This is a genomic window from Micromonospora sp. NPDC049836 (assembly GCF_044465125.1).
Lineage (GTDB): Bacteria > Actinomycetota > Actinomycetes > Mycobacteriales > Micromonosporaceae > Micromonospora.
Map to the genome: position 1 here is coordinate 205581 of NZ_JBITLH010000008.1, position 26401 is coordinate 231981.

Below are 26401 nucleotides of genomic sequence, written 5' to 3' on the forward strand. Positions count from 1 at the left end.
GGGCGCGGCCCGGTGGTCGGTCACCGACCACCGGGCCGCGCCCGTTCCGGGTCTCACCCGGTCATCGTCGCCAGGACGATGACGTTGTTGAGGTAGCTGCCGGCGCTGGAGTCGAAGACCCCGCCGCAGGTCACGACCCGCAGCCCGGGCTTGTCGCTGGGGCCGTAGACCAGGTCGGTGGGGAAGGACGCCTTCGGGTACGACGTCACCCCGTCGACCACGAAGGTGACGGTCGAGCCGTCCTCCCGGGCCACGCTGATCGTGTCGCCCTTGACCAGCGAGCCGAGGTTGAAGAAGACCGCCGGCCCGAGCTTGGCCGAGTCGACGTGGCCGACGACGACGGCGTTGCCGACCTCGCCCGGGCTGGCCCCCAACGAGTACCACCCCGCCTTCTGGGCCTCGGCCAGCGGGGGCACCTCGAGGGTGCCGTCGGGCTTCAGCCCGAGGGACATGATCGGGGCCCGCACCCCGATCCGGGGGATCGAGATCGTGGTCGGGACCGACCGGGGCAGCCCGGCGGCCGGCAGGTCGGGGTCCGGCAGGTCGGGGGCGGGCGTGACGCCGTCGACGGGGGCCCGGTCGGCGCCGGCGTCGGAGGTGGCGGGGGTCGAGGTGGGAGCGCCGGCCTGGGCGACCGGTTGGGGCGGGCGGGGCGGTGGGGTGGTCCGGAAGGACGCCCCGACCATGCCGGCGCCCAGCATGGCGAGCAGGACGACGATGACCGTGCCGGCGGCACGCCACGGGCTCCCGTGGCGGCCGCCGGCCGGTGTCGCCGTCTGGTCAGACCAGCTCATCGGCGCGGCGCCGACGCAGCAGGACCATGCCCCCGAGGGCGGCGGCGCTGATCACGCCCACCCCGCCGGCGGCCATGTTGCGGTCCAGGCTGGTGGTCGTCATGCCACCGTCGCCGCCGTCCACGTGCCCGCGCGGCACGCAGTCCGTGCGGTCGTGGTCCTTCCAGTCGTCCTTGCCGTGGTCGTCGCGGCCAGCCCAGTCGCCGTGCTCGTCCTTGGCGTCCTTGCCGTGCTCGTCCTTGCCGTCCTTGCCGTGCTCGTCCTTGCCGTGCTCGTCCTTGCCGTCCTTGCCGTGGTCGGCCTTCTCGTCCTTACGGTCCTTGTCCTGCTGGCCGTAGTCGGACTCCGCGTCCTGGCTGTACTCGTCGCCGCCCTGCCACTCCTTCTTGTCGGCGCCCTTCGGGTCCTTCCAGTCGCCCTGGTCGGGCTGGTCGGCGGCGACCATCCCGCCGCCCGCGCCGCCGGGGCCCGGCGGACGACCGCCGTCGTACTCCGGCTCGTCCTCGCCCCGGGCGTCCTTGCCGTGCTCGTCCTTGGCGTCCTTGCCGTGCTCGTCCTTCGCGTCCTTGCCGTGCTCGTCCTTGCCCTGCTCGTCACGACCGTGCCGGTCCTTGCCGTCGGGGCCCTGATCCGCGTCCTTGCGGTCCCAGTCCTGGTAGTCCGAGTCCGAGCGGTCCCAGTCCTTGCGGTCCCAGCTCTTCTGGCCCCAGTCGCCGTGGTCCCCGGGGCAGACGCCAAGAAGACTGACCTGCGGCTTGGCTGCGACGTTGCCCGTGCCCTGCGCGGCCGCGTTCGCCGTTCCCGGTGAGAACAGCAGCAGGGACGCGCCGCCCAGCGCAGCGCCCGCAACGAGCTTCCTGACCATCTTCGTTCCCATGACCCGCGTCACTCCATCCCTGTTTGTCCTGAGCCCGACATCGGTCGAGCTACGGCCGACGTTAGACCGTTTCGCGACTTATCCGAGGAAAGATTCACGTATAGGAGTTTGCGGGCGGTAGGTGGTATCGCGACGCCCGCTCGGCTCTTCGTGGTCGTCCGGGTCGGTCGCGGCCCGGTTGTGCCCGACCGGGCCTCGGGGAGATGATTCGGCCGGCGCCGGCCAACCATCGAGCCATTGCCATGGAAGCGCTCCCATGCAAGAATCGCTGCACGCGGTTCGGGGAGCCGCACCGCGAGCGCAGACGTCGAGGGCACCGGTTCGCCGGACGACGGCTGACTCCTCGACCGGCGTGCCGGTCGAGCGCACACCACCACCACGCCCGTCCGGGTCGGGCGCCCCCCGAAGACACCCGTGGCGCCGACGGCCGTCCGTGCGGACGTCCCGAGGGCCTTTCACCGGGCCGTACGCGGATCCGGTCTCGCCCAAGGAGATCAGTGGCATGAATCTGTGGAGAAGGCTGTCCGGCCGGAGCCGGGCGCTCGCGCTGACCAGCGCGGGCGTCCTGGTCGCCGGCGGACTGGTGACCCTCCCGGTCACCGCGGCGCAGGCCGCGACCCAGTGCAGCGTGGACTACACGACCAACGACTGGCCCGGCGGCTTCACCGCCAACGTGACGATCAAGAACCTCGGCGACCCGCTCAGTTCCTGGACGCTCGGGTTCACCTTCCCGAACAGCTCCCAGAAGGTCGTCCAGGGCTGGTCGGCCCGGTGGTCGCAGAGCGGCCAGAACGTGACCGCGCAGAACGAGTCGTACAACGGGTCGCTGGGCACGGGCGCCACCACCAGCCTCGGGTTCAACGGTTCGTGGAGCGGCAGCAACCCGAAGCCCGCCCAGTTCACCCTCAACGGCACGGTCTGCAACGGCGGCACGCCCACCACGCCGCCGCCCACCACCACGAACCCGACCACGCCGCCGCCCACCACGCCGCCGCCGACCACCCCGCCGCCCACCACGCCGCCGCCGACCACGCCGCCGCCCGGCCAGCGGGTCGACAACCCGTACTACGGGGTGAAGGGGTACGTGAACCCGGAGTGGAAGGCCAAGGCCGAGTCGGTCTCCGGCGGCAGCCGGGTGTCGAGCAACCCGACCGCGGTCTGGATCGACCGGATCGCCGCCATCAACGGCACGCCGGACAGCAGCTCCAACGGCGCGATGGGGGTCCGTGACCACCTGGACGCCGCGCTCGCCCAGGGCGCCGGCTACATCCAGTTCGTCATCTACAACCTGCCCGGCCGGGACTGCTCCGCGCTGGCCTCGAACGGCGAGCTGGGCCCGGACGAGCTGCCCCGCTACAAGTCCGAGTACATCGACCCGATCGCCGCGATCCAGGCCGACTCGAAGTACAAGAACCTGCGCATCGTCAACATCATCGAGATCGACTCGCTGCCCAACCTGGTGACCAACACCTCGGGTAACGCGGGCGGCACCGTGATGTGTGACACCGTGAAGGCCAACGGCGCGTACGTGAACGGTGTCGGCTACGCCCTGGCCAAGCTCGGCGCGATCGGCAACGTCTACAACTACATCGACGCCGCGCACCACGGCTGGATCGGCTGGGACAGCAACTTCGGCCCGGTCGCCGACCAGCTCAAGGCCGCCGCCGTCGCCTCCGGCAGCACGGTCAACAACGTCACCGGCTTCATCGTCAACACGGCGAACTACTCCGCGCTGAAGGAGCCGTACGTCAAGGTCACCGACTCGGTGAACGGCCAGACCGTACGCCAGTCCAAGTGGATCGACTGGAACCAGTACGTCGACGAGCTGTCGTTCGCCCAGGCGTTCCGGCAGAAGCTGGTCTCGGTCGGCTTCAACAGCAACATCGGCATGCTGATCGACACCTCCCGCAACGGTTGGGGCGGCTCCGCCCGGCCCACCGGCCCTGGCCCGACCACCAGCGTGGACGCCTACGTCGACGGTGGCCGGATCGACCGGCGCTACCACACCGGCAACTGGTGCAACCAGTCCGGCGCGGGCCTCGGCGAGCGGCCGCGGGCGAACCCCGAGACGGGTATCGACGCGTACGTCTGGGTGAAGCCTCCGGGCGAGTCGGACGGCTCCAGCACCGAGATCCCGAACAACGAGGGCAAGGGCTTCGACCGGATGTGCGACCCGACGTACACCGGCAACGCCCGCAACGGCAACAACATGTCCGGTGCCCTGCCGAACGCGCCGATCTCCGGTGCGTGGTTCCCGGCCCAGTTCCAGCAGCTGATGCAGAACGCCTACCCGCCGCTCTCCTGATCCGGCGGTCGGCCCACCCGCAGCGGCGGGAGTGAGGCACCGCCGCGCGGGTTCCCCGGGCCCCTGGTCGACGCCCCACGTCGGCCAGGGGCCCCCGGGCTGCCCGGACCGGCGCGCCCCGTCCCGCCACCCGGCCGGGCGGGGCGCGCCGGCTCAGGGAACCGTCCTCTCGATCGCCGCCCGGCCCAGCTCGGCCAGGTCCCGGCGGGCCTGCTCGAGGTTCTCCGGAGTGAGGTCCTGACCACGGGCCATCACCAGATCCTCCGGCTCCCACGGCTGCTCCGCGCCGGTACGGATGTTGTCCGGGGCCGCCCCGGTCCCGGTGCCGGTCGCCCCGGTGCCGGCCGCGTACGGGTCGCCGAGGATGTCCGGGGAGCCGGTGTCGGGCACCGCGCCGTCGGGCTCGGTGAAGACCGGGTTGTCCGGATCGGAGCCGCCGGCGCGGAGCTGCGGCACCGTGCTGTCGTCGTCCACCGCCGCGGCCACCTCGGGAGTCTCCTCCAGCGGCCGCTCGCCACCGCGGTCACGATCAGTCATGCTGCTGCCCTCCTGTCCCGTTCGGTGATCCCTGGCGTACCCCGTGACGGCCCGGCCATGCCGCGGCGCCCGCCCTCGTCGCGGGCCGGCTGCTCGGGCGGGTGAGCTGTCGTCGCGGGCCGGCTGCTCGGGCGGGTCAGCTGTCGTCGCGGGCCGGTCGTTCCGGCGGGTCAGCTGTCGTCGCGGGCCGGCTGCTCCGGCGCGTCCGCCGGCCGCAGCCGCTGCCAGGCGAGCATGAGCAGACCGAAGACGAGCATGACCAGGCCGGCCCAGAGGTTGATCCGGACGCCCTGCGCCTTCTCGACCTGCGCCGACGAGTCGAAGAGCCCCATCAGGGTCACGATCAGCCCGTAGACGACGAACAGGCCGCCGATCACCCGGCGGATGTCGAAGAGCCGGGCGGCCGCCGAACGCGCCTCCCGGGCGTCCTCGGTCTCGTCGACCAGCGGGTCGTGGGCCTCGCCGTGCTGGTAGTCGTCGGCCATGATGTGCGTCCCTTCCTCAGAAGACCGGGATGTAGAAGAGGGCGGCGAGGATCACCGCGACGACGCCGAGCAGCACCGGCGAGCGGTACCAGGCGGCGTCGCCGGCCAGCGAGTCGTCGGCCAGCGTGGTGTCGGTCATGCCGTAGACCAGGCCGGTCAGCTCGTCGTCGCGCTTCGGCCGGGTCAGCGGGGTCAGGATCGCGGCGACCACCGCCACCGTGACGAAGGCGAGGCCGGCCCCCCAGAAGCTCTCCTCCAGGTCCGAGTTGAAGCTGAGCACGTCGGCCAGGTGGAGCAGGTACGTCGTGATGGCCACCACGGTGCCGGCGAGCAGCGACCAGAAGCCGGCGAGCGGGCTCATCCGCTTCCAGAACATGCCGATGATGAAGGTGCCGAAGAGCGGGGCGTTGAAGACCGAGAAGAGCGCCTGGATGTAGTTCATGATGTTGTTGAACCCGGCCGCGATGAACGCCGTGCCGATGCCGATCACCACGGCCACGACGGTGGCGATCCGGCCGATCCGCACGTAGTACTCGTCCGGCCGGTCCCGCCGGAAGTACGCCTGCCAGATGTCGTACGTGAACACCGTGTTGAAGCCGCTGACGTTGGCGGCCATGCCGGCCATGAACGACGCCACCAGGCCGGTCACCGCGACGCCGAGCACCCCGTTGGGCAGCAGGTCCCGCATGAGCAGCGGGATGGCGTTGTTGTAGACCAGATCGCCCTTCTCGGCGCCGAGGCCCTTCACGGTGACCAGGGCGATCAGGCCGGGAATCACGGTGACCAGCGGGATGAGCAGCTTCGGGTACGCGCCGATGATCGGCGTACGCCGGGCGGCGCTCATGTTGCGCGCGGAGAGCGCCCGCTGCACCTCGGCGAAGTTGGTCGTCCAGTAGCCGAACGAGAGCACGAACCCGAGCCCGAACACGATGCCCAGCCAGTGCGCGCCGAGCGGGTTGTCGGTGCTGCCGGTGCCCTGCCAGGCGTGCAGGCCGGCCTCGCCCAGCCTGGAGTCGCGGACCGCGTCCATCAGGCCGCCGACGCCGCCGACCTTGACCAGGCCGAGCACGGTGATCGGCACCAACCCGGCGATGATCACGAAGAACTGGAGCACCTCGTTGTAGATCGCACCGGAGAGGCCGCCGATGGTGATGTAGGTCAGCACGATGAACGCGCCGATCACGATCGCCACCCAGAGCGGCCAGCCGAGCAGCGCCTGCATGATCAGGGCGAGCGCGTAGAGGTTCACGCCGGCGATGAGGACCTGGGCGACCGCGAAGCTGATCGCGTTGAGCAGGTGGGTCGGCCGGTTGAAGCGCAGCCGCAGGTACTCGGGGACGCTGCGCACCTTCGAGCCGTAGTAGAAGGGCATCATCACGATGCCCAGGAAGACCATCGCCGGTACGGCGCCGATCCAGTAGTAGTGCACCGTCATCGCGCCGTACTGGGCGCCGTTGGCGGCCATCCCGATGATCTCCAGCGCGCCCAGGTTCGCCGAGACGAACGCCAGGCCGGTCACCCAGGCCGGCAGCGACCGCCCGGACAGGAAGAAGTCGACGCTGGTGCGGATGGCGCGACGGGCGGCGAAGCCGACCCCCAGCACCGTGACGAAATAGAGCGCCAGGATCAGGTAGTCCAGCGCGTTCATGTCCAACCGAAGGCCGCCACCCATGCCGCTGCTCCCTCCGTGACGCGGTGCTGCGCCCGCAGGTACCCCGATCGCGAACTTTCAATCCCGATGGGCGATCCGGACGTGCGGAGCCCCGGCCGCCGCGGCGGCCGGGGCTCGGATGGCGCCGGAAGGGGTGGGCTCAGCGGCCCAGGACACGGTCCAGGAAGTCCCGGTAACCGCGCACGGCCACCCGGAGCTGCTCGGTGTCCGCCGAGCCGGACTCCTGCCAGCCGCCCAGCCGGCTCTTCTGCTCGCGCAGCGCGGTGGCCAGCGCCTCCATCGCCTCGTCGACCAGGGCCTGGGCCTCGCCGACCGCGGCGCGCGGGTCGTCCACGAAGCGGAGCTGCACGTCCCGCCAGCGGTCCCGGAAGCCCTGCGCGGCCTCCGGGGCGAAGAGCGTGGCGGCGTCCGTCGGCACCGAGCCCGGGGTGGGCCGGTCCGCGGCCAGCGCGGCGCCCGCGCCGGCCCCGGCGGTGCCGCCGTCCGGGTCGACCATCGCCGGCTCGGCGCTGCCGTACCCGGCGGCCCCGGCGGCCGCCGCGTCGTCGGTGACCGCGGCGTGCTCGGCGTCCCACCGGTCCGGGTCGTGCAGCCGGTCCCCGGCCGTGGGGTCGGCGCGCTCGTCGTCGAAGGCGTCGGTGCGTCCCGGCGCGCCGTCGCCCGGCGCCGCGGTGTCCTCGTCGCGCGGGTCCCGCTCGTCCAGCGGCCGGCCGCTGGCCAGCGCGGAGGCGGCCACCGCGTCGCCCACCGTGGTCGCGCCCGCGAAGGACGTCGGCGCCGGCGCCGGGTCGTGGTACTCGGTCCGGTCGTCGGCGTCGGCGGCCTCGATCCGGTCGTCGTCGTCGATCCGGTCGTCGTTGGTCCGGTCGTCGGCGTAGGTCGCGTCCGCCCGGTCGTCGTCGGCGGCGGCCTCCGCGTCGTGGCTCTCCCGAGCGTCGTACGCCCGGGTCTCGTCGGGCTCCGCGTCGTCGGCCGCCCGGTCGTCGGCGATCGCCGGGTCGTCGAAGGTGCCCCGGTCGTCCAGGGCGTCCTCGGGTACGTCGGCGCGGGTGTCCGCGTCGGTCCGGTGCCCGTCGGCGTCACCCGGGACCGGCACCGGTGCGGACCGGACGGCCTCGGGGTGGTCCGGTGTGACCTGCTGCTCTTGCTGGCGCATGGTGGCGGCCTCCTCAGCGGCTCGGGACGTCGTGCTCGGGATCGGAGTGGCGCGGCTCCGGCGGCCGGTGGCCGACCGGCTCCTCGCCGAGCAGGTCGGCGAAGAGGGCCCGGTAGTGCACGAGCGCCTGCCGGAGATCCTCGGTGCCGGCCTCGCCGCGCTCGTTGCGCAGCCGGATCTCGTGGGCGTCGCGGTAGTGGGTGAGGGTGCGGGCGTGCTCGACGGAGAGGTGGGCGAGCTGCTCGGAGAAGTCGCCGGTGGGGTAGCCCCGCTCGGCGATCAACTGGCTGACCAGCTCGTCGGCCTCGCCGACGGTCTCGGCGGGGGAATCGACGAAGCGGACCTGGAGTTCCTCCCAGGCCGCGGCGTACCGGGCCCGGGACTCGGGGCTCAGCGGGGTGAGTTCCAGCTCGGCGTGGCGGCGCTCGCGCTCGCGCAGCTCCCGCTCGGCGGCGCTGCGGCTGTCCTGCTCCTCGACGGCCCGGTCGTACTCGGGGCCGAAGCGCTGCCGCAGCGCGCGCCGGCGGCTGGCGATCACGGCGACCGCGGCCAGCGCCGCGAGCACCAGAACGACGACGACTATGACGACTACCTGGGTGGACGACATGGCTCCTCCTTCGCCCGCTGGTATTCCCTGCGGGCAGTGATCGCCAATCCCGATCCGAGGCACTTTCCCGGGCGATTTCCGGTACCCGATCCGGCGGCGGCCACCCCGAAAGGTCTCAGGGCGGAACATCTCGGACGGTAGTGACGACCGAGACGGCCGGTAGTGCTTCGGGCGGCGATTACGTATCCTGCCCAGGGCGCCCGAGGCGGGGCCCGGCGTCCTGGCCGGATCGCTCCCGGCCACCGGGCCGCGCCACCCCTGCGACACCCTCCGGGCGAGGTTGGATGAACACCCGTGACTGGCCGATCCGCGCCAAGCTGACCGCGTTGGTCATCGGTCCGGTGACCGCGCTGCTGGCGCTCTGGATCTTCGCCACGACGCTGACCTTCGGGCCCGCCCTCGACCTGCTCGCCGCCCGCACCTACCTCTACGACCTGGGCCGCCCGGGCGAGGCCGTGGTCGCCGAGCTGCAACGGGAGCGCCGCCTGTCGGTGGTGCAGCTGGCCGGCGACGCCGCCCTGCCGGCGCTGGCCGAGCAGCGGGTCCGCACCGACCGGACGGTTGCCGAGCTGCGCCGCCGGGTCGACGGGGAGGCGCTGCGGGACGCCGCCGACGGGCTGCTCGACGCCCGCCTGGACCAGCTCGTCTCCGCGCTCGACGCACTGCCCGCCGGGCGCGGCTTCATCGACACCCGCAAGGTGGACCGGGCCGGCGCCATCGGCCTCTACAGCGGCATGATCAGCTCCGCCTTCCAGGCCTTCTCCGCGATGGCCGCGCTGCCCGACACGCAGCTCAACCGGGAGGCGCTGGCGCTCACCGCGCTGGGCCGGGCCCGGGAGCTGCTCGGCCAGACCGACGCCCTGCTGGCCGGCGCGATCACCGCCGGCCGGTACGCCGAGGGCGAGCACGCGCAGCTGGTCCGGACCATCGACAACGGGCGGTTCCTGGCCGAGGACGCGGTGGCCGACCTGCCCGCCGGGGAGCGCGCGGAGTACCAGCGGCTCACCGAGGCAGCGGACTTCGTCCGGCTGCGCGCCCTTGAGGACCTGCTGATCCGCAGCCCCGAGCTGCCCGCCCGGTTCGACGTGGCGGGCTGGGAGGCCAGCCAGACCGGCGTCTGGCGGAGCATGCGGGACTTCGAGCTGCGCGGCGCCGACGGGCTGGCCGAGCGGTCCGTGCCGATGGCCGTGGGCATCCTGGTCCGGCTCGGCGCCGCCGGCGTGCTCGGCCTGCTCGCCATCGTGTTCTGCGTGCTGGTGGCGCTGCGGGTCGGCCGCTCGCTGGCCCGCCGGCTCACCGGCGTACGCACCGCCGCCCTGGAGATGGCCGAGCACCGGCTGCCCGACGTGGTGACCCGGCTGCGCCGCGGCGAGGAGGTGGACGTCGCCGCCGAGGCGCCCGAGCTGGACCACGGCGGCGACGAGATCGGCGAGGTGGGGCGGGCCTTCAACGAGATGCGCCGGACCGCCCTGCAGTCCGCCGTCGACGAGGTGACCCTGCGCCGGGGGCTCAACGAGGTCTTCCTCAACATCGCCCGGCGCAGCCAGGGCCTGGTGCACCGGCAGCTCGCGCTGCTGGACCGGCTGGAACGGCAGACCGAGGACCCGGACGAGCTGGCCGGTCTCTTCCAGGTCGACCACCTGGCCACCCGGCTCCGCCGGCACGCCGAGGACCTGGTCATCCTCGCCGGCGCGGCGCCCGGCCGGGGCTGGCGCAACCCGGTCGCCGCCGTCGACGTGGTCCGCGGCGCGATCTCCGAGGTCGAGTCGTACGACCGGGTGGACGTGGGCGAGGTGCCGCCCGCCGGGGTGCTCGGCCGGGCCGTCGGCGACGTCATCCACCTCCTCGCCGAGCTGGTCGAGAACGCCACCACCTTCTCCCCGCCGGCCAGCCGGGTCGACGTCACCGGCCGGGCCACGCCCGACGGGTACGCCTTCGAGATCACCGATCACGGCCTGGGCATGTCGCCGCCGGCCCTGGCGGCCGCCAACCGCAAGCTGTCCCGGTCGCCGGAGTTCGACCCGGCGGACAGCGCCCGGCTGGGCCACTTCGTGGTGGCCCGGCTCGCCGCCCGGCACGGCGTCCGGGTCGAGCTGCGGCCGGGCACGCCCGGCGGGGTGACCGCCGTGGTGCATCTCCCGGCCGACCTGATCACCGACGAGCCGGCGCTGGGATCCACCGGTCCCGGCCCCCGGGGTGCGGCGTCCGACGGCCGGCGGATGGCGAAGGTGACCCGGCTGGGCGCGGCGCCCCGGACGCGCGCCGGCCGGGCCGGGCGGGAACGCGCCGACTCGGCGGTGGTGGCGCTGCCGGCGGCCCGTACCTCCTCCGGGGTCGAGCCGGCCGCGGACGGTGACGGCCTGCCGCGCCGGGTGCGCCGGCGCGGGACCGTCGCCCGCCCCCGGCCGGCCCCCGCGGACGCCCCGTCGTCCCGCACCCCCGACGAGGCCCGCCAGGCCATGTCCGCCCTGCAGGCCGGGACCGCCCGGGGCCGCCGGGACGGCGCCCGCGCCGCCGACGCGGCCACCGGGACCGTCCCCTCCCCGCCGGAGCCGGTGCGGGCTCCGCAACCCCCGACCGCAACTGAGAGGGACGCCTAGTGGTGCACACGACGCGGCAGAACGCCGATCTCGACTGGTTGCTCGACGACCTGGTGGAGCGGGTACCGGCCGCCCGCCAGGCGGTGGTGCTCTCGGCGGACGGGCTGCTGCTCGGCGGCTCCGCCGAGCTGAGCCGCACCGACGCGGAGCATCTCTGCGCCCTGGCCTCCGGCTTCTCCAGCCTGGCCAAGGGCGCCACCCGGCACCTCGACGGCGGGGCGGTCCGCCAGACGGTGGTGGAGATGGACTCCGCGTACCTGTTCGTGACGGCGGCCGGGCAGGGCGCCTGCCTGGCCGTGGTCAGCGACGCCGACGCCGACATCGGGCTGGTGGCGTACGAGATGGCCATGCTGGTGATCCGGGTCGGCGAGAACCTCAGCGCACCGGCCCGTACGGCCTCCGGGGCCGGCGATGCGGGCTGAGCCGCCGGGCCCGCAGCACGAGTGGCTGGACGCCGCGGCCGGCCCGGTGGTCCGCCCGTACACGCTGACCGGCGGCCGGGTGCGGCCGCCGGTGGACGGCTTCGACCTGGTGGCCTTCGTGTTCGCCACGCCGGCCCGGGGCGGGCCCGGCGGGCCCGGCCTGCAGCCGGAGCACCGGCGCCTGGTCGAGCTGGCCCGGCAACCGGTCGCGGTGGCCGACCTCGCCGCCGACCTGGACCTCGCCGTCGGCGTGGTCCGGGTGCTGCTCGGCGACCTGCTCGCCCGGGGGCTCGTCGCGGTGCACCAGCCGCCGCCCGCCGCGTATCTGCCCGACGACAACATCCTCAAGGCGGTGGTCAGTGGACTCCGTGCGCTTTGACCGGGACGCGGCCAGCCCGCCGGTCCCGCTGGCCCTCAAGATCCTCATCGCCGGTGGCTTCGGCGCCGGCAAGACGACGCTGGTGAGCGCGTTGAGCGAGGTCCGGCCGTTGCAGACCGAGGAGGTGCTGACCGGTGCCTCGATCGGCACCGACGACACCTCGGGTGTCGAGGAGAAGTCGACCACCACGGTGGCGATGGACTTCGGCCGGATCACCATCACCGACGACCTCCAGGTCTACCTGTTCGGCACCCCCGGGCAGGACCGGTTCTGGTTCCTCTGGGACGAGCTGGCCTTCGGCGCCCTGGGCGCGGTGGTGCTGGCCGACACCCGCCGGCTGGCCGACTGCTTCCCCTCGATCGACTACTTCGAGCAGCGCGGCATCCCGTTCGTGGTCGGGGTGAACTGTTTCGACGGGGCGCGGCGGTTCAGTCTGGAGGCGGTGCGCGACGCGTTGGACCTGGATCCGGAGGTGCCGCTGGTGCTCTGCGACGCCCGGGACCGGCAGTCCGGCAAGCTGGTGCTGATCTCCCTGGTCGAGCACGTCGCCCGGCAGCGGGGCGAGCCGGTGCCGGTGGGCTGACCGCCGCGGAGGCGGGTGGGGCCGGCGGGAAAGCCGGCCAACCGGCCGGCTGGTCCGGATGCCTCTGGTTGGATCGACGCAGGGACGGCGGAAGGTGGGAGCGGTGACCGGAACGGGCGCGATCGTCCATATCGGCGGCTACACGGCGGAGACGGGCGGGCGGGCCGAGGGCATCGTCGCGGCCCGCCGCGACCCGGTGACCGGCGCGCTGACCCCGCTCGGCACCGCGGCGGTCACCCCCGCGCCCTCGTTCCTGGTCCGGCACCCCACGCTGCCCGTCCTGTACGCGGTCAACGAGCTGGCCGACGGCCGGGTCAGCGCGTTCCGGGTCGCCGCGGACGGCGACCTCGCCCCGCTCGGCGTCCGTCCGACCGGTGGGGCCGAGCCCTGTCACCTCGCGGTCACCCCGGACGGCGGGTACCTCGTGGTGGCGAACTACGGCGGGGGCAGCCTGGCCGTCTTCCCGCTCGACGGCGACGGCGCGCCGGGGGAGCGCACCGACCTGGTCCGGCACGAGGGCCACGGGGCCGACCCGCAGCGGCAGGAGCGGGCGCACTGCCACATGGTCTCGCCCGGGCCGGCGGGCGGCCCGCTGCTCGCCGTGGACCTGGGCACCGACTCGGTCTACCGGTACGACCTCGACGCCGCCACCGGCCGGCTGGTGCCCCGGGCGCCCCGGCTGCGCACCCCGGCGGGCACCGGGCCGCGGCACCTGGCCCGGCATCCGGACGGGCGGCGCTGCTGGCTGGTCGGCGAGCTGGACGCCACGGTCACCGGGTACGAGCTGACCGACGACGGCGCCCTGCACCAGCGGGTCCGGGTGGACGCCAGCGAGCGGACCGGCCACGTCCAGCCCTCGGAGGTGGCGGTGGGCCCGGGGGGCCGCTTCCTCTACGTCGGCAACCGGGGGGTCGGCACGGTGGCGGTCTTCGCGCTGGCGGGCGTGGTGCCCGAGCTGGTCGCCGAGGTCGACACCGGCGGGGAGTGGCCGCGGCACTTCGCCCTCACCGGCGAGCACCTCTACGTGGCCGACGAGCGGGCCGACATGATCAGGATCTTCCGGGTGGACCCGGACACCGGGGTTCCGGAGCCGCTGGGCGAGCCGGTGCCGGTGCCGAGCCCGACCTGCGTGCTGCCGTGACGGACCGGCTCCGGAGCGCTGTCCATCATGGACGCCGGCCACGCCCGATGACTGACTGATCACTCAAAGTAGTTTTTTGTCGATCCACTATTGCTCCTGAGTAACTTTCGTCCGAACGGTTGTGGCAGTAACCCCACGAGATACGCAAGATGGTCACCGTGTCTGGCCGCCATCGCATGCGTTCAAGCCTCCGTGGAGCAGGTGCCGCCGCGGCGGCCACCGCGCTCGTCGTCGTCGTAGCCGGTTCCTGGTTCGGCTACCAGCAGCTGGCGGGTCCGTCCTGCTCCGGTCGGATCCAGCTGTCCGTGGCGGCCGCGCCGGAGATCGCCCCGGCGATCAAGGGGGCCGCCGACCAGTGGGTCAGCGACGGCGCGGCGGTCGGCGGGACGTGCATCGCGGTGAACGTGATCTCCTCCGACCCGGTGGACGTGGCGGCCACCGTGGCCAGCAAGCACGGTGCCACGCTGGCCGGCGTCGGGCAGGCCAACGGCACGGCGGTGACCCCGGACGTCTGGGTGCCCGACTCCTCGACCTGGCTGCTGCGGCTCAAGAGCGGCGGTGCGACCGCCTTCGCCCCGGCGAACGGGGTGTCCATCGCGCGCAGCCCGGTGGTGGTGGCCATGCCGGAGCCGCTGGCGTCCCGGATCGGCTGGCCGGACAAGCCCGTCACCTGGACCGACCTGCTGCGGCAGGTGACCACCGGCAAGCAGCCGCTGCGGGCGGGCATCGTCGAGCCGACCCAGGACGCCGCCGGGCTGTCCGGGCTGCTCTCGCTGACCGCCGCGGCGAGCGCCAGTGGCTCGGCCGGCTCGCCCCAGGCCAAGGAGGCCATGGTGGGGGCTCTGCGGGCGCTGGCCACCAACCGCTCCTCGCTCCGGCAGGACCTCCTCGCGCGCTTCCCGCGCTCGTCCGATCCGACGTCCGTCATCAACGGGCTGGGCGCCGCGGCGCTGTCGGAGGAGGACGTGATCGCGTACAACAACACCAAGCCGCCGATCCCGCTGGCCGCGCTCTACCCCCAGCCGTCACCGATGCCGCTGGACTACCCGTTCGCGGTGCTGCCCGGCATCGAGCCGGCCAAGGCGTCCGCGGCGCGGGTGCTCTTCGAGGTGCTGACCACCCCCAAGTTCAAGAACCGGCTGGCCGGGCAGGCGCTGCGCGCCCCGGATGGCAACTGGGGTGAGGGCTTCAAGGCGCCGCAGGGTGCCCCGAGCCCGGCCAACGGCGGCGCGAGCGCCGTCCCGCCGGTCGGCCAGGGCGGCGCGGCGGACCTCGACCCGATCGCCATCGCCAAGGCCACCACCACCTGGTCGGCGGCGACCCAGTCCGGCCGGATGCTCTGCGTCATCGACGTCTCCGGCTCGATGAAGAAGCCGGTGCCGACCGCAAATGGCGCCAGCCGGGAGCAGGTCACGGTGGCAGCCGCCACCGGTGGCCTGGACCTGTTCGACGACTCCTGGTCGATCGGCCTCTGGACCTTCTCCACCAACCTGCACGGGTCGCAGGACTGGAACGAGGTGGTGGGGATCAAGCCGCTGTCGAGTAACCGAGCTCCGATCCAGCGCGGACTGGCCTCGATCAAGCCCTCCAACGGCGACACCGGGCTCTACGACACGCTGCTGGCGGCCTACAAGGAGGTCCAGCGGGACTGGGAGCCGGGCAAGGTCAACTCGGTGGTGCTCTTCACCGACGGCAAGAACGACGACGCCAACGGCATCACCCGGGCCCAGCTCATCCAGCAGCTCAGGAAGATCAAGGACCCGGAGCAGCCGGTGCGGGCCATCGTCATCGGCATCGGCACCGAGGTCAACAAGGCGGAGTTGGACGCGATCGCGCACGAGGCCGACGGTGCGGCCTTCGTGGCCACCGACCCGACCAAGATCGGTGAGATCTTCCTCCAGGCGATCGCGCTGCGCCCCCAGGCGCCGCGCTGATCCGCCGGCCCGCGACAGGCGATCCGCCGTACCGGTGAACCGGTGCGGCGGAACGCTTTCCGGGCCGGGAAAAGTGACAGCAACACGTCGGTATCAATCATCATCAATAATTATCGAGGCAGGATGTCGGTGTGCTCCGGGTCGGCGACCGTCCGTCGGCGTCGCCCGCCGCGGAGCCGTCCAGCGCGAGGTGGGGAGGGCCGATGAGCGCGGCTACGCTGCTGACCCCCGCCACCACCTCGGCGCGGCCCGGTGGGGGCGGTCCCGGCTCCGCCACCCGCGCCGCCGAACGGGCGTACCTCCGGATCCTCGTGGTGCTGGACACCGCCGTGCTGGCCGTGGCGATCCTCGTCGGGTACGCCGGCCGGTTCGGCGACGACCGGCCGAGCGGCTCGGAGATCCCGTACGTGCTGTTCGCGCCCGGGCTCCTGGTGGTCTGGCTGATCTCGCTGCGCGCCATGGGCTGCTACGACGACCGGGTGCTCGGCTACGGCGCGGACGAGTACCGGCGGGTCAGCTCGGCGAGCCTGCGGCTGGCCGGCGGCATCGCGATCACCGGGTACATCGCCGACGTGGGGGTCTCCCGGGGCTTCCTGGCCATCTCCTTCGTGGTGGGCACCCTCGGCCTGGAGGTGGCCCGGTTCGGCGCCCGCAAGCGGCTGCACCGGGCCCGGTACCGGGGCCGGGGCTGGTCCCGCAAGGTGCTGGTGGTCGGCGACACCGCCCACGTGCTGGAGCTGGTGCACACCCTGCACCGCGAGCCGTACGCCGGCTACCGGGTGGTCGGCGCCTGCATCCCGGACGCGCTGCTCGCCCCGGTGCCGCAGCGGCTCGGCGACGTGCCGGTGGTCGGCTCGTTCCGCGGCATCCCCGAGGCGGCCACCGCCATCGGCGCGGACACCGTGGCGGTGACCGCCTCGGGTGAGCTGACCGCGACCCGGCTGCGTCGCCTCGGCTGGCAGCTCGAGGGCACCGGGGTCGACCTGGTCGTGGCACCGGCGCTGACCGACGTCGCCGGCCCGCGGATCCACACCCGCCCGGTCGCCGGCCTGCCGCTGATCCACGTCGAGGCGCCCGAGTTCCGGGGTGCCCGCAAGCTGGTCAAGGGCTTCGTGGACCGGTCGGTGTCGCTGGTCGCGCTGCTCCTGCTGCTGCCCGCGCTGCTGGTGATCGCGCTCGCCATCAAGCTGGACAGCCGCGGGCCGGTGCTGTTCCGGCAGGTCCGCGTCGGCCAGGGTGGCCGGGAGTTCGGCGTGTTCAAGTTCCGCACCATGGTGGTCAACGCCGACGCCCTGCTGGCCGAGCTGGCCGCGCGCAACGAGACCGACGGGTTGATGTTCAAGATGCGCGACGACCCCCGGGTGACCCGGGTCGGCCGGCTGCTGCGCAAATGGTCCCTGGACGAGCTGCCCCAGCTGGCCAACGTCCTGCTCGGCCAGATGAGCCTGGTCGGCCCCCGGCCGCCGCTGCCCTCCGAGGTGGCCCGCTACGACGGCGACGTCGCCCGTCGCCTGCTGGTCAAGCCCGGCATGACCGGCCTCTGGCAGGTCAGTGGCCGGTCCGACCTGAGCTGGGAGGACGGCATCCGGCTGGACCTCTACTACGTGGAGAACTGGTCGCTCGCCGCCGACCTGACCATCCTCTGGAAGACCTTCGGCGCGGTGCTGCGCAGCCGCGGCGCGTACTGAGCCGGCGGCCGGTCAGGGCTGCGGGCCGAACCAGTCCAGGCAGACCACCACGGCGTCGTCGACCAGGTCGCCGGCGACGAAGGCGCGCAGGTCGCCGATGAGCGAGCGGACCGCCTCCAGCGGCTCCATCGGCCCGGTCCGGCGCAGGAACCGGTCCAGCGCGGTCTCGCCGTACCGGACCTGCTCGGCGGTCGCGTCGATCACCCCGTCGCTGACCACGAAGAGCCGGTCGCCGGGGCGGAGCAGGAACCGCTGCTCCTGGTAGTCCGTGCCGTCGAACATGCCGAGCGGGAACTGCTTCGTCAGCACCTGCTCGCTCACCTCGGCGTCGCGCAGCCGCAGCAGGCGGGGCGAGCCGGCGTCGACCACGGTCATCGTCCCGGTGGCGAGGTCCAGCTCCAGCAGCAGCGCGGAGAGGTGCTGCCCGCCCCGGTGCAGCGCGTAGATCGCCTGGTCGGCCAGGGCGGCCTGGTCGGCCAGGGCCAGCTGGGCACGGCGGGCGTTGCGCAGCGCGTGGGTGGCCAGCGAGGTGAGCATCGACGCGGCCACCCCCTCGCCGGTGCCGTTGATCACCGAGAGCCAGAGCCGGGAGCCGTCGTCGGACCAGTCGAAGCCGTCGCCGCGCACCGCGTACGCGGGTTCGAGCTGGCCGGCGAGGCTGAACGAGGGCCGGACCCGGCTGCGGCCGGGCAGCAGCTCCCACTGCATCTCCGCGGCGAGCGTGAGCCGCCGGTCGCGCCGGGCGGTGAGGTAGATGTCGGTGGTGGCGGCCACTGCGGTCAGCTCGTGGCCGAGCGCGGTGGCGATCGCGTCCAGTTCGCGCAGGGCGTCCGGATCGCTCGGCACCGGCGAGACGTGCAGCACCCCGCGCCGCTCGCCGCGCATCCCCACCGGGAACCAGCCGGTGCCCGCCGCGACGATCGGCTCCTGGTGGTCGAAGCAGCGCCAGGCCGGGTGGCCCGGCCCGGAGACGGGCTCGCCCTCGCCGAGCGGCAGCAGTACGGCCAGCCGGTAGTCGACCTGGTAGAGCACCGTCCGGGTGATGCCGTACGACCGTTCCAGCTCGGCGCCGAGCCGGTCGACGAGCAGATCCGTCGGGGCCCCGGTGAGGGTCCGCCGCGCCCGATCCTCCGGTCCGCTCATCTTTGCTCCTTTGCACAGGTCGTCGGCCTGGTGGGGCGGGTAGTCTCGGGCCCACCATGGCCGAAGAACGCGGTCCGCACGGACCTGATGCGAGTATGGCCGCCGCGCTGGACGAGGCGGCGGCCACCCTGCTGGCTGTCTGGGAGGCCGCCCGGGAGCGGACCACGAGCCGGCTCTCCGGCGCCCAGCTACGCGCGGTCATGGTCGTGGAGCAGTACGACGGGATCAACCTGCGCCGGCTCGCCACGCTGACGGACATGCTGCTCTCCTCGGCCAGCCGGCTCTGCGACCGCCTGGTGGCCGCCGGGATGCTCGAGCGGGAGCCCGGCCGGTACGACCGGCGGGAGATCTCCCTGCACCTCACGCCGGCGGCGACCCGCCTCCTGGGCGAGCTGCGGGCCGACCGGCGGCAGCGGCTGGAGCGGATCCTGGCCGGGATGAGCGCGGAGGGCCGGGCCGCCCTGCTGCGCGGCATGCGGGAGTTCGACGAGGCCGCCCGGCGGGGCGAGGCCGCCGCCACGGAGGGGGTGGTGCTGCTCCAGCCGGCCGGCGAGCCGGTGGGGACCGCACCGGCCGGCGCCGCGCCGGGCGAGCAGGGCCCGTCGCAGACCGGCGAGCCACCCGTGGCCCGCACCGCCTGACCGCGGCCCCGTCCGGGCCCGGCGGTCCCTCGCCTGCTTCATCGACCGTCCGGCCCGGCACCCCCGGTCGGCCGGGCGGGTCAGGCCGGGGCCGGGGTCACGACCAGCATGGCGATGTCGTCGTGGGCCTGCCCGCCGAGCCACCCGTCCACCAGCCGGAGCAGCCGGTCCACCAGGTCGGCCGGCGGCCGGCCGGCGACGGGGGCCAGCGCCGCGCGCAGCCGCGGCTCGCCGAACATCTCCAGCCCGTCCGGGCCGCCGCGGGCCTCGGTCACCCCGTCGGTGTACGCCACCAGCAGGTCGCCCGGCGCGAGCCGTACCTCGGCCACGCCGAACCGGGCGGCGGCCAGCGCGCCGACCGGCATGCCGCCCACCCGCACCGGCTCGGTCCCGCCGCCGGCGCGGACCACCAGCGGGTCGGGGTGCCCGCCGCCGGCCAGCCGGACCCGCAGCCCGCCGTCCGGCTCGCGGGTCAGGGCGCCCAGCAGCAGGGTGGTGAACTGGGCCCGCCGGGCCGCGTCCGGCGGGTCGAGCAGTGCCCGGTTGAGCAGGCCCAGTAGCTCCCGCGGCCGCTGCTCGACCAGGCGCAGCGTGCGCAGGGACTGGCGTACCCGGCCGGTCAGCACGGCCGCCCCGACCCCCTTGCCGCACACGTCGCCGAGGGCGAAGAGCGCGCCCGCCCCGGTGGGGAAGAGGTCGTAGAAGTCGCCGCCGATGCGCAGGCCGTCGCCGGCCGCCCGGTAGCCGCCGGCCAGCGTCATGCCCGCCACCGGTGGCAGGTCCGGCGGGAGGAGGCTGTGCTGCAGGACGCGGGCCAGGTGGGCCTGCTCGCCGAAGAGCTGGGCGGCGGCCAGCGCGGCGCCGGCCCGGGCGGCGAACTCCCGGGCCAGGGTCAGCTCCCGCTGGTCGAACCCGGGCCGGTCGGGGCGGCGGACCAGGATCAGCGCGCCGGCCGGGCCGCCGGCGCCGCCCATCGGGCTGACCAGCACGGCGCCGGTCCGGCCGAAGCCGGCGGGCAGCACCCCGGTCAGCTCGGCCGCCCACCAGGGGCCCGGCTCCGATGCGTCGCCGTCGAGGGCCTCGACCAGCCCCGGTACGGCGTCGAGCAGGGCCGGGTCGCCGACGCCGGTGGCCGGACCGGGGTCCCCGGCGGCGTACCGGATCCAGTGCGGGACCGGCCCGGCGGGGGGTGGCGGGCGGTGCACGACCAGCGCCGCGTCGGCCAGGTAGGGCACCGGCAGGGTGACGGCGGCCCGCAGCGCCTGCTCCCGGTCCAGGGAGAGGCCGAGCCGGCTGCCGGCCTGGGCCAGGAACCGGGTGCGGGCGCGTTCGGCGAGCAGCGCCGCGGCGCGGGCCCGTTCCTCGGTGACGTCCCGCACGTACCAGGCGCTGCGCCCGCCGGGCAGCTCACGTCGCAGCCCGTGCAGGTGCCGGCCGCGGTGCTCGGCGGCGAAGCTGTCGGCGCCCGCGCGGACCGCGTCCGCCAGGCCGGGCAGCGCGCCACCGGCCAGGTCGGTGCCGGGGCGCAGCTCCGGGAAGAGCGCGCCGGCCAGCGCGTTGACCAGGGTCACCCGGCCGCCGTGGTCGGTGGTGACGACCGCCTCGGCGAGGCCGTCCAGCAGCTCCCGGGCGAGCTGCGGGTCGGCCGGCAGCGTGCTCCCGGCCACCGGGCGGACCTGGGACGGGGAGGCCTGACCGCCGCCGCTGACCGGCCCGGCGAGGCCACCCCGGGGTGCCGTCGTCACCGCCGCTCGCGGCGCGCCCCGGCCGGTGGACCTGTACGCATGCTGTCGGTACACCCCTCGGTTGCCGGTTCGGTTGCCTGCCGGCAAGCGTACCGAGGGGTGCCGGGGAGCCGCACCGAGCAGCGCCCCGGGTCAGCCGGACCGGGCCAGCCAGCCGACCGGCTGGTCGACGATGCGGCGGACCACCGAGGCGGCCCCGCCGACCGCGGCGGACTGGGCGCCGAGCGCCGCCGGGCGGATGGTGACCGGTGACCACGCGGCGGTGAGGACCCGCCGGGAGACCTCCGCGACCACCGGTGGGCGCAGCCAGGGGGCGAGCGGGGCGTATCCGCCGCCGAGCACCACGGTGTCCAGGTCCAGCAGGTTGACCACGCCCGCCACGGCCACCCCGAGCGCGGTGCCGGCGTCCGCCAGGGCGGCCAGGGTGGCCGGGTCGCCGGCCCCGGCCAGGTCCGCCAGCCGGGCGGCGGCGGTGTCGGCGGGCAGGTCGGCGCCGGCCAGCCCGGCGGCGGCCAGGATCGCCTCCTGGCCGGCGTACCGCTCCAGGCAGCCCTGGCCACCGCAGCGGCAGGGACGCCCGCGCGGGTCCACCGGGATGTGCCCGATCTCGCCGCTCCAGCCGCGGGCGCCCCGGTAGAGCGCCCCGTCGAGGACGATCCCGGCGCCGATGCCGATCTCACCGGAGACGTGCAGGAAGCTGGCCGGTCCGGGCGGTCCGGCGTGCAGTTCGCCGAGGGCGGCCAGGTTGGCCTCGTTCTCCACCAGCAGCGGCGGGATCCCGGCCACCGGCTCGACCAGCGGCCGGCCGGCGAGCAGCCCGGGGACGTCCACGTCCCGCCAGCCCAGGTTGGGCGCGAGCCGTACCCGCCCGCCCTCGCCGACCAGGCCGGGCACCGCCAGCGCCGCGCCGGCCAGGGTCAGCCCGTCGCGGACCGCCGCCGCCCGGGCCTCGGCGGCGAGCGCGGCCAGCCGGGCCAGCGCGTCGGCGGGGGAGACCGGGCGCAGGTCGGCCCGGCGCACCAGGTGGTGGCGGACCGTGCCGGTCAGGTCGACCACGCAGGCGGCCAGGTAGTCGACGTTGAGTTCCAGCCCGAGCCCGGCCGGGCCGTCGGCGGCCAGCACCAGCCCGCGGGCCGGCCGCCCGGCCCCGGTGCGGGGCGCGGGGTCCGCCTCGGCGACCAGCCGGCCGGCGATCAGGTCGTCGACGACGGCGGAGACGGTGGCCCGGGTCAGCCCGGTCGCGGTGGCGATCTCGGCGCGCGAGGGCGGGCGGTCGGCGGCCGCGATGCGCCGGAGCACCACCGCGAGGTTGAGCTCGCGCAGGCTGCCCTGCCGGACCGCCCCGGCGGTACTCGTGCTGGTCACCCCTTGACACTGCCACACCGCGGTCATTTAATTCAACCGTTGAACAAATTGGCGACAACACCACCGGAGGTCCGCCATGGCACCCCGTCCCACCCCTGCCGACAAGTTCTCCTTCGGGCTCTGGACGGTCGGCTGGCCGGCCCGCGACCCGTTCGGCGACGCGACCCGGCCCGACCTGGACCCGGTCGAGGCCGTCCACAAGCTGGCCGAGCTCGGCGCGTACGGGATCACCTTCCACGACGACGACCTGGTCCCGTTCGGGTCCGACGCGGCCACCCGGGACCAGCACATCGCCCGGTTCCGCAAGGCCCTCGAGGAGACCGGCCTGGTGGTGCCGATGGTCACCACCAACCTCTTCACCCACCCCGTCTTCAAGGACGGCGGCTTCACCAGCAACGACCGTGACGTGCGCCGGTACGCGCTGCGCAAGGTGCTGCGCAACGTCGACCTCGCCGCCGAGCTGGGCGCGAAGACGTTCGTCATGTGGGGCGGCCGGGAGGGCGCCGAGTACGACCTGGCCAAGGACGTCCGCTCGGCCCTGGACCGCTACCGCGAGGCCGTGGACCTGCTCTGCCAGTACGTCGTCGACCAGGGCTACGACCTGCGCTTCGCGCTCGAGCCGAAGCCGAACGAGCCGCGCGGCGACATCCTGCTGCCCACCGTCGGGCACGCGCTCGCCTTCATCTCCACCCTGGCCCGCCCGGAGCTGGTCGGGCTGAACCCGGAGGTCGGGCACGAGCAGATGGCCGGGCTGAACTTCGCCCACGGCATCGCCCAGGCGCTCTGGCAGGGCAAGCTGTTCCACATCGACCTCAACGGCCAGCGCGGCATCAAGTACGACCAGGACCTGGTCTTCGGCCACGGCGACCTGCTCAACGCGTTCGCCCTGGTCGACCTGCTGGAGAACGGCGGCCCGAACGGCGGCCCCGCGTACGACGGGCCCCGGCACTTCGACTACAAGCCGTCCCGGACCGAGGACATGACCGGGGTGTGGGCCTCGGCGGCCGCGAACATGCAGACCTACCTGCTGCTCAAGGAGCGGGCCGCGGCGTTCCGGGCCGACCCGGAGGTGGTCGAGGCGCTGGCCGCCAGCAAGGTCGGCGAGCTGGCCACGCCGACCCTGGGCGACGGCGAGGGCTACGCCGAGCTGCTCGCCGACCGCTCGGCGTTCGAGGAGTTCGACCCGGCGGCCGCCGGGGCGAAGGGCTTCGGTTTCGTGCGGCTCAACCAGCTCGCCGTCGAGCACCTGCTCGGCGCGCGCTGAGGCCGGCCGCCATGCCGCTCGTCGCGGGGGTGGACTCGTCCACCCAGTCCTGCAAGGTGGTCGTCCGGGACGCGGAGACCGGCGCGCTGGTCCGGCAGGGCCGCGCGCCGCACCCGGACGGCACCGAGGTCGACCCGCACGCCTGGTGGGACGCGCTGCTGGCGGCCGTCGGCCAGGCCGGCGGGCTGGCCGACGTGGCCGCCGTGGCGGTCGCCGGCCAGCAGCACGGCATGGTCTGCCTGGACGAGGCGGGCCAGGTGGTCCGGCCGGCGCTGCTCTGGAACGACACCCGGTCCGCCGACGCCGCCCGCGACCTGGTCGCCGAGGCCGGCGCCGGCGAGGCCGGCCGCCGGTTCTGGGCGGACGAGACCGGTTCCGTGCCGGTGGCCAGCTTCACCGCCACCAAGCTGCGCTGGCTGGCCCGGCACGAGCCGGCGAACGCCGAGCGGGTGGCGGCGGTCTGTCTGCCGCACGACTGGCTGACCTGGCGGCTCGCCGGCGCGCCCGGGCTGGACGCGCTGCGCACCGACCGGGGCGACGCCAGCGGCACCGGCTACTGGTCACCGCGGACCGGCGGATACCGGCTGGACCTGCTGGAGCGGGCCCTCGGGCGGCGGGTGCGGGTGCCCGAGGTGCTCGGCCCGGCGGAGCCGGCCGGCCGGCTCGACCCGGCGGTGCTGCCGGGATCCGACGGCGCGGCCGGACCCGTCCTGCTCGGCCCCGGCACCGGGGACAACGCCGCCGCCGCGCTCGGCGTGGGGGCCGGGCCGGGCGACGTGGTCGTCTCGATCGGCACCTCGGGCACCGTGTTCGCGGTGGCCGACAAGCCCGCCGCCGACCCGGCCGGCGCGGTGGCCGGCTTCGCCGACGCCACCGGCCGGTTCCTGCCGCTGGTCTGCACGCTCAACGCGGCCCGGGTGCTGGACGCCGCCGCGACCCTGCTCGGGGTCGGCCACGACGAGCTGAGCGAGCTGGCCCTGGCCGCCCCGCCCGGCGCGGACGGGCTGGTCATGGTGCCGTACCTGGAGGGGGAGCGGACGCCGGACCGGCCCACCGCCACCGGCGCCCTGCACGGCCTCACCCTGGGCACGTCGAGCCCGGCCCACCTGGCCCGGGCCGCCGTCGAGGGCATGCTCTGCGCGCTCGCCGACGGCCTCGACGCGCTGACCGCGCAGGGGGCCCGCGCGGACCGGATCATCCTGGTCGGCGGCGGGGCCCGCTCCGCGGCCGTACGCCGGATCGCGCCCCAGGTCTTCGGCCGCCCCGTGGTGGTCCCGCCGCCCGGCGAGTACGTCGCCGACGGGGCCGCCCGCCAGGCCGCCTGGGTCGCCCTCGGCGGCGCGACGCCGCCGTCGTGGACCCTCGCCGACACCGAGGAGTACGCGGCGCAGCCGGTGCCCGCCATCCGGGAGCGCTACGCGCGCGCCCGGGACCTGGTCGTCGACCGGGTAGCGGGCTGAGTCGCGGGCGCCGCCGACGGTCCCGTACCGCCGGCGGCGCCCCGCCCGGCCCGGCCCCGGCGCGATGCCGGGCGAGTGGTCCGGCGATAGTCCGGGACGGGTGGCGGCCGGCGGCCGATCCTGGTTGGGTGCCAGGCATGACCTTGGGCACCGAGCGCACCGCCCGGGGCGGGGGAGCGACCCACCGCCTCTACAGCGTGGTCGTGTTCGTGCTGCTGGCCTCCCTGGACAACGTGGCGATCGGCCTGGTCCCCCCGCTGTACGGGCCGATCTCCGGCGCGCTCGGCGTGCCGCAGCGGCTGCTCGGGCTGGTCACCGCGGTGAGCTTCCTGGTCAGCGCGGTCGCCGCGGTCGGCTGGGCGTACGTGGGTGACCGGACCAACCGCAAGCCGCTGCTCATGGTGGGCACGCTGATCTGGGCGGCCGGCACCGGGGGCAGCGCGCTGGCCCAGCACTACCCGACGTTCCTGGCCGCGCAGCTGGTCGCGGCGGTCGGGCTGGGCGCGGTCGGCTCGGTCGGCTTCTCGGTGGTCACCGACCTGATCTCGCCCCGCCGCCGGGGCCTGGTGATGAGCTTCTGGGGGCTGTCGCAGGGGGTGGGCACGCTGGCCGGCACGCTGGCCGGCGGCATCCTCGGCGCCGTCGACTGGCGGCGCCCGTTCCTGGTGCTCACCGTGGTCGGGCTGGCCGCCACCATGGCGTACCTGTTCACCTACGACATCCGGCGCGGGCAGAGCGAGCCGGAGCTGGCCGCGGCGCTCGACGCGGGCGGCGAGTACGACTACCGGATCAGCCGCGCCGACCTGCCCCGGATCCTGGCCCGGCGGACCAACCGCTGGCTGATCCTGCAGGGGCTGACCGCCCAGGCCGCGTTCGGTTCGCTGGTCTGGCTGCCGGTGCTGTTCAGCCAGCGGGCCGAGGCGCAGGGCTACTCGGCGGCCACCGCCGTGGTGGTCGGCAGCGTCTTCGCCACCCTGTTCCAGCTCGGCGGGGTGCTGTCGATCGTGGGCGGGCTGGCCGGCGACGCGCTGCAACGGCGTACCCCGAGCGGGCGGGCCCTGGTCGCGGCCGTGGGCATCCTCGCGGCCGTGCCGTTCTACCTGGTCCTGTTCTTGGTGCCGATCCGGATCGACGTGCCGGACGGCGGCAGCTCCGGCGCGGTGATCGGCGCGGTGCTGCGCAGCGTGGTCACCGAGCCCACGGTCGGGCTGAGCCTGCTCACCGCCGTGCTCGCCCTGGCGCTGACCTCGGCCAACTCGCCGAACTGGTTCGCGTTGATCGCGGACGTCAACCCGCCCGAGCACCGGGGCACCGTCTACAGCCTCGGCAACCTGGTCAACGGGGTGGGCCGGGCGGCCGGCAACGGGCTGGTCGGGGTGGCGTTCGCCGGGCTGCGGGCGGCGTTCCCGCCGCCGCTGAACTACGCCGTCGGGCTGGCCGCGTTCCAGCTCTTCTTCATTCCCACCGGCGTCATGTACTGGCTGGCCGCCCGGACCTCACCGGGGGACATCGAGTCGGTCCACGACCTCCTGCACACCCGCGCCGACCGCCTGTGAGCAAAGGGCCCCCGGTCCACGCCACGCGGCGTGGACCGGGGGCCCGC

Annotated in this window: 22 protein-coding genes; 12 read left to right on the forward strand and 10 right to left on the reverse strand. The window is 74.7% G+C overall.

Annotation, left to right across the window (positions count from 1 at the left end):
- Positions 1-53 precede the first annotated feature (53 nt).
- Entirely contained in the window at positions 54-794 is a 741-nt protein-coding gene (locus ACIBPB_RS22270) for a class F sortase (RefSeq protein WP_396841419.1), read from the reverse strand.
- Complete coding sequence (locus tag ACIBPB_RS22275) at positions 781-1671, reverse strand: hypothetical protein (RefSeq protein WP_396841420.1); 891 nt, start codon at positions 1669-1671, stop codon at positions 781-783. Before ACIBPB_RS22275 ends, ACIBPB_RS22270 begins: the two co-directional genes overlap by 14 nt.
- A 502-nt stretch (positions 1672-2173) precedes the next feature.
- On the opposite strand from ACIBPB_RS22275, the gene ACIBPB_RS22280 reads away from it, so the two are divergent.
- On the forward strand, positions 2174-3976 hold the full coding sequence (locus ACIBPB_RS22280) for a glycoside hydrolase family 6 protein (RefSeq protein WP_396841421.1): 1803 nt from the start codon (positions 2174-2176) through the stop codon (positions 3974-3976).
- Positions 3977-4129: 153 nt separating this feature from the next.
- Here ACIBPB_RS22280 and ACIBPB_RS22285 read toward each other — a convergent pair whose 3' ends face one another.
- From ACIBPB_RS22285 to ACIBPB_RS22305, 5 genes are all read right to left on the reverse strand, one after another.
- Complete coding sequence (locus tag ACIBPB_RS22285) at positions 4130-4513, reverse strand: hypothetical protein (RefSeq protein ID WP_396841422.1); 384 nt, start codon at positions 4511-4513, stop codon at positions 4130-4132.
- A gap of 170 nt (positions 4514-4683) precedes the next feature.
- Entirely contained in the window at positions 4684-4998 is a 315-nt protein-coding gene (locus ACIBPB_RS22290; protein ID WP_357318364.1) for a hypothetical protein, read from the reverse strand.
- A gap of 16 nt (positions 4999-5014) precedes the next feature.
- Entirely contained in the window at positions 5015-6670 is a 1656-nt protein-coding gene (locus tag ACIBPB_RS22295) for a sodium:solute symporter family protein (RefSeq protein ID WP_396841423.1), read from the reverse strand.
- Positions 6671-6809: 139 nt separating this feature from the next.
- Positions 6810-7826 (reverse strand): hypothetical protein, encoded by a 1017-nt coding sequence (locus ACIBPB_RS22300; RefSeq protein WP_396841424.1) that lies wholly within the window; start codon positions 7824-7826, stop codon positions 6810-6812.
- A gap of 13 nt (positions 7827-7839) precedes the next feature.
- The gene (locus tag ACIBPB_RS22305; protein WP_046566130.1) at positions 7840-8433 is read right to left on the reverse strand and encodes a hypothetical protein; all 594 of its coding nucleotides are present in this window, start codon (positions 8431-8433) and stop codon (positions 7840-7842) included.
- 284 nt (positions 8434-8717) lie between these two features.
- On the opposite strand from ACIBPB_RS22305, the gene ACIBPB_RS22310 reads away from it, so the two are divergent.
- The 7 genes from ACIBPB_RS22310 (at position 8718) to ACIBPB_RS22340 (ending at position 17180) form a co-directional block, all read left to right on the forward strand.
- Complete coding sequence (locus tag ACIBPB_RS22310) at positions 8718-11033, forward strand: nitrate- and nitrite sensing domain-containing protein (protein ID WP_396841425.1); 2316 nt, start codon at positions 8718-8720, stop codon at positions 11031-11033.
- Positions 11033-11455 carry a roadblock/LC7 domain-containing protein gene (locus ACIBPB_RS22315; RefSeq protein ID WP_046566132.1) on the forward strand — a complete coding sequence of 141 codons (423 nt, stop codon included), beginning with the start codon at positions 11033-11035 and terminating at the stop codon, positions 11453-11455. The genes ACIBPB_RS22310 and ACIBPB_RS22315 overlap by 1 nt, the downstream gene beginning before the upstream one ends.
- Positions 11445-11834 carry a DUF742 domain-containing protein gene (locus ACIBPB_RS22320; protein ID WP_357318379.1) on the forward strand — a complete coding sequence of 130 codons (390 nt, stop codon included), beginning with the start codon at positions 11445-11447 and terminating at the stop codon, positions 11832-11834. Before ACIBPB_RS22315 ends, ACIBPB_RS22320 begins: the two co-directional genes overlap by 11 nt.
- Positions 11815-12417: a GTP-binding protein gene (locus tag ACIBPB_RS22325; protein WP_396841426.1), complete on the forward strand. Its 603-nt coding sequence runs from the start codon at positions 11815-11817 to the stop codon at positions 12415-12417. The genes ACIBPB_RS22320 and ACIBPB_RS22325 overlap by 20 nt, the downstream gene beginning before the upstream one ends.
- Positions 12418-12520: 103 nt before the next feature.
- Positions 12521-13558, forward strand: a complete 1038-nt coding sequence (locus ACIBPB_RS22330) for a lactonase family protein (RefSeq protein ID WP_396841427.1) — start codon at positions 12521-12523, stop codon at positions 13556-13558.
- 176 nt (positions 13559-13734) lie between these two features.
- A complete protein-coding gene (locus ACIBPB_RS22335; protein WP_396841428.1) occupies positions 13735-15492 on the forward strand; it encodes a substrate-binding domain-containing protein in 1758 nt (585 codons plus the stop codon).
- A 203-nt stretch (positions 15493-15695) separates the two neighbouring features.
- Positions 15696-17180, forward strand: a complete 1485-nt coding sequence (locus ACIBPB_RS22340) for a sugar transferase (protein WP_396841429.1) — start codon at positions 15696-15698, stop codon at positions 17178-17180.
- Positions 17181-17192: 12 nt separating this feature from the next.
- Here the strand turns inward: ACIBPB_RS22340 and ACIBPB_RS22345 are convergent, their stop codons facing one another.
- Positions 17193-18323: a PP2C family protein-serine/threonine phosphatase gene (locus ACIBPB_RS22345; protein ID WP_396841430.1), complete on the reverse strand. Its 1131-nt coding sequence runs from the start codon at positions 18321-18323 to the stop codon at positions 17193-17195.
- A 95-nt stretch (positions 18324-18418) separates the two neighbouring features.
- On the opposite strand from ACIBPB_RS22345, the gene ACIBPB_RS22350 reads away from it, so the two are divergent.
- Positions 18419-18964, forward strand: coding sequence for a MarR family winged helix-turn-helix transcriptional regulator (locus tag ACIBPB_RS22350; protein WP_396841431.1), 546 nt, complete (start codon positions 18419-18421; stop codon positions 18962-18964).
- Between the two features lie 80 nt (positions 18965-19044).
- Here ACIBPB_RS22350 and ACIBPB_RS22355 read toward each other — a convergent pair whose 3' ends face one another.
- Positions 19045-20709 (reverse strand): PP2C family protein-serine/threonine phosphatase, encoded by a 1665-nt coding sequence (locus tag ACIBPB_RS22355; RefSeq protein ID WP_396841432.1) that lies wholly within the window; start codon positions 20707-20709, stop codon positions 19045-19047.
- 132 nt (positions 20710-20841) lie between these two features.
- On the reverse strand, positions 20842-22101 hold the full coding sequence (locus ACIBPB_RS22360; RefSeq protein ID WP_396841433.1) for an ROK family protein: 1260 nt from the start codon (positions 22099-22101) through the stop codon (positions 20842-20844).
- Positions 22102-22150: 49 nt separating this feature from the next.
- Between ACIBPB_RS22360 and xylA the strand changes: the two genes are divergently transcribed.
- The 3 genes from xylA to ACIBPB_RS22375 all read left to right on the forward strand — a co-directional run bounded on the left by xylA (position 22151) and on the right by ACIBPB_RS22375 (position 26354).
- Positions 22151-23338, forward strand: a complete 1188-nt coding sequence (gene xylA / locus ACIBPB_RS22365) for a xylose isomerase (protein ID WP_396841434.1) — start codon at positions 22151-22153, stop codon at positions 23336-23338.
- An 11-nt stretch (positions 23339-23349) separates the two neighbouring features.
- Positions 23350-24798, forward strand: a complete 1449-nt coding sequence (gene xylB / locus ACIBPB_RS22370; RefSeq protein ID WP_396841435.1) for a xylulokinase — start codon at positions 23350-23352, stop codon at positions 24796-24798.
- Positions 24799-24935: 137 nt separating this feature from the next.
- On the forward strand, positions 24936-26354 hold the full coding sequence (locus ACIBPB_RS22375; RefSeq protein ID WP_396841436.1) for an MFS transporter: 1419 nt from the start codon (positions 24936-24938) through the stop codon (positions 26352-26354).
- The last annotated feature ends 47 nt before the right edge of the window (positions 26355-26401 follow it).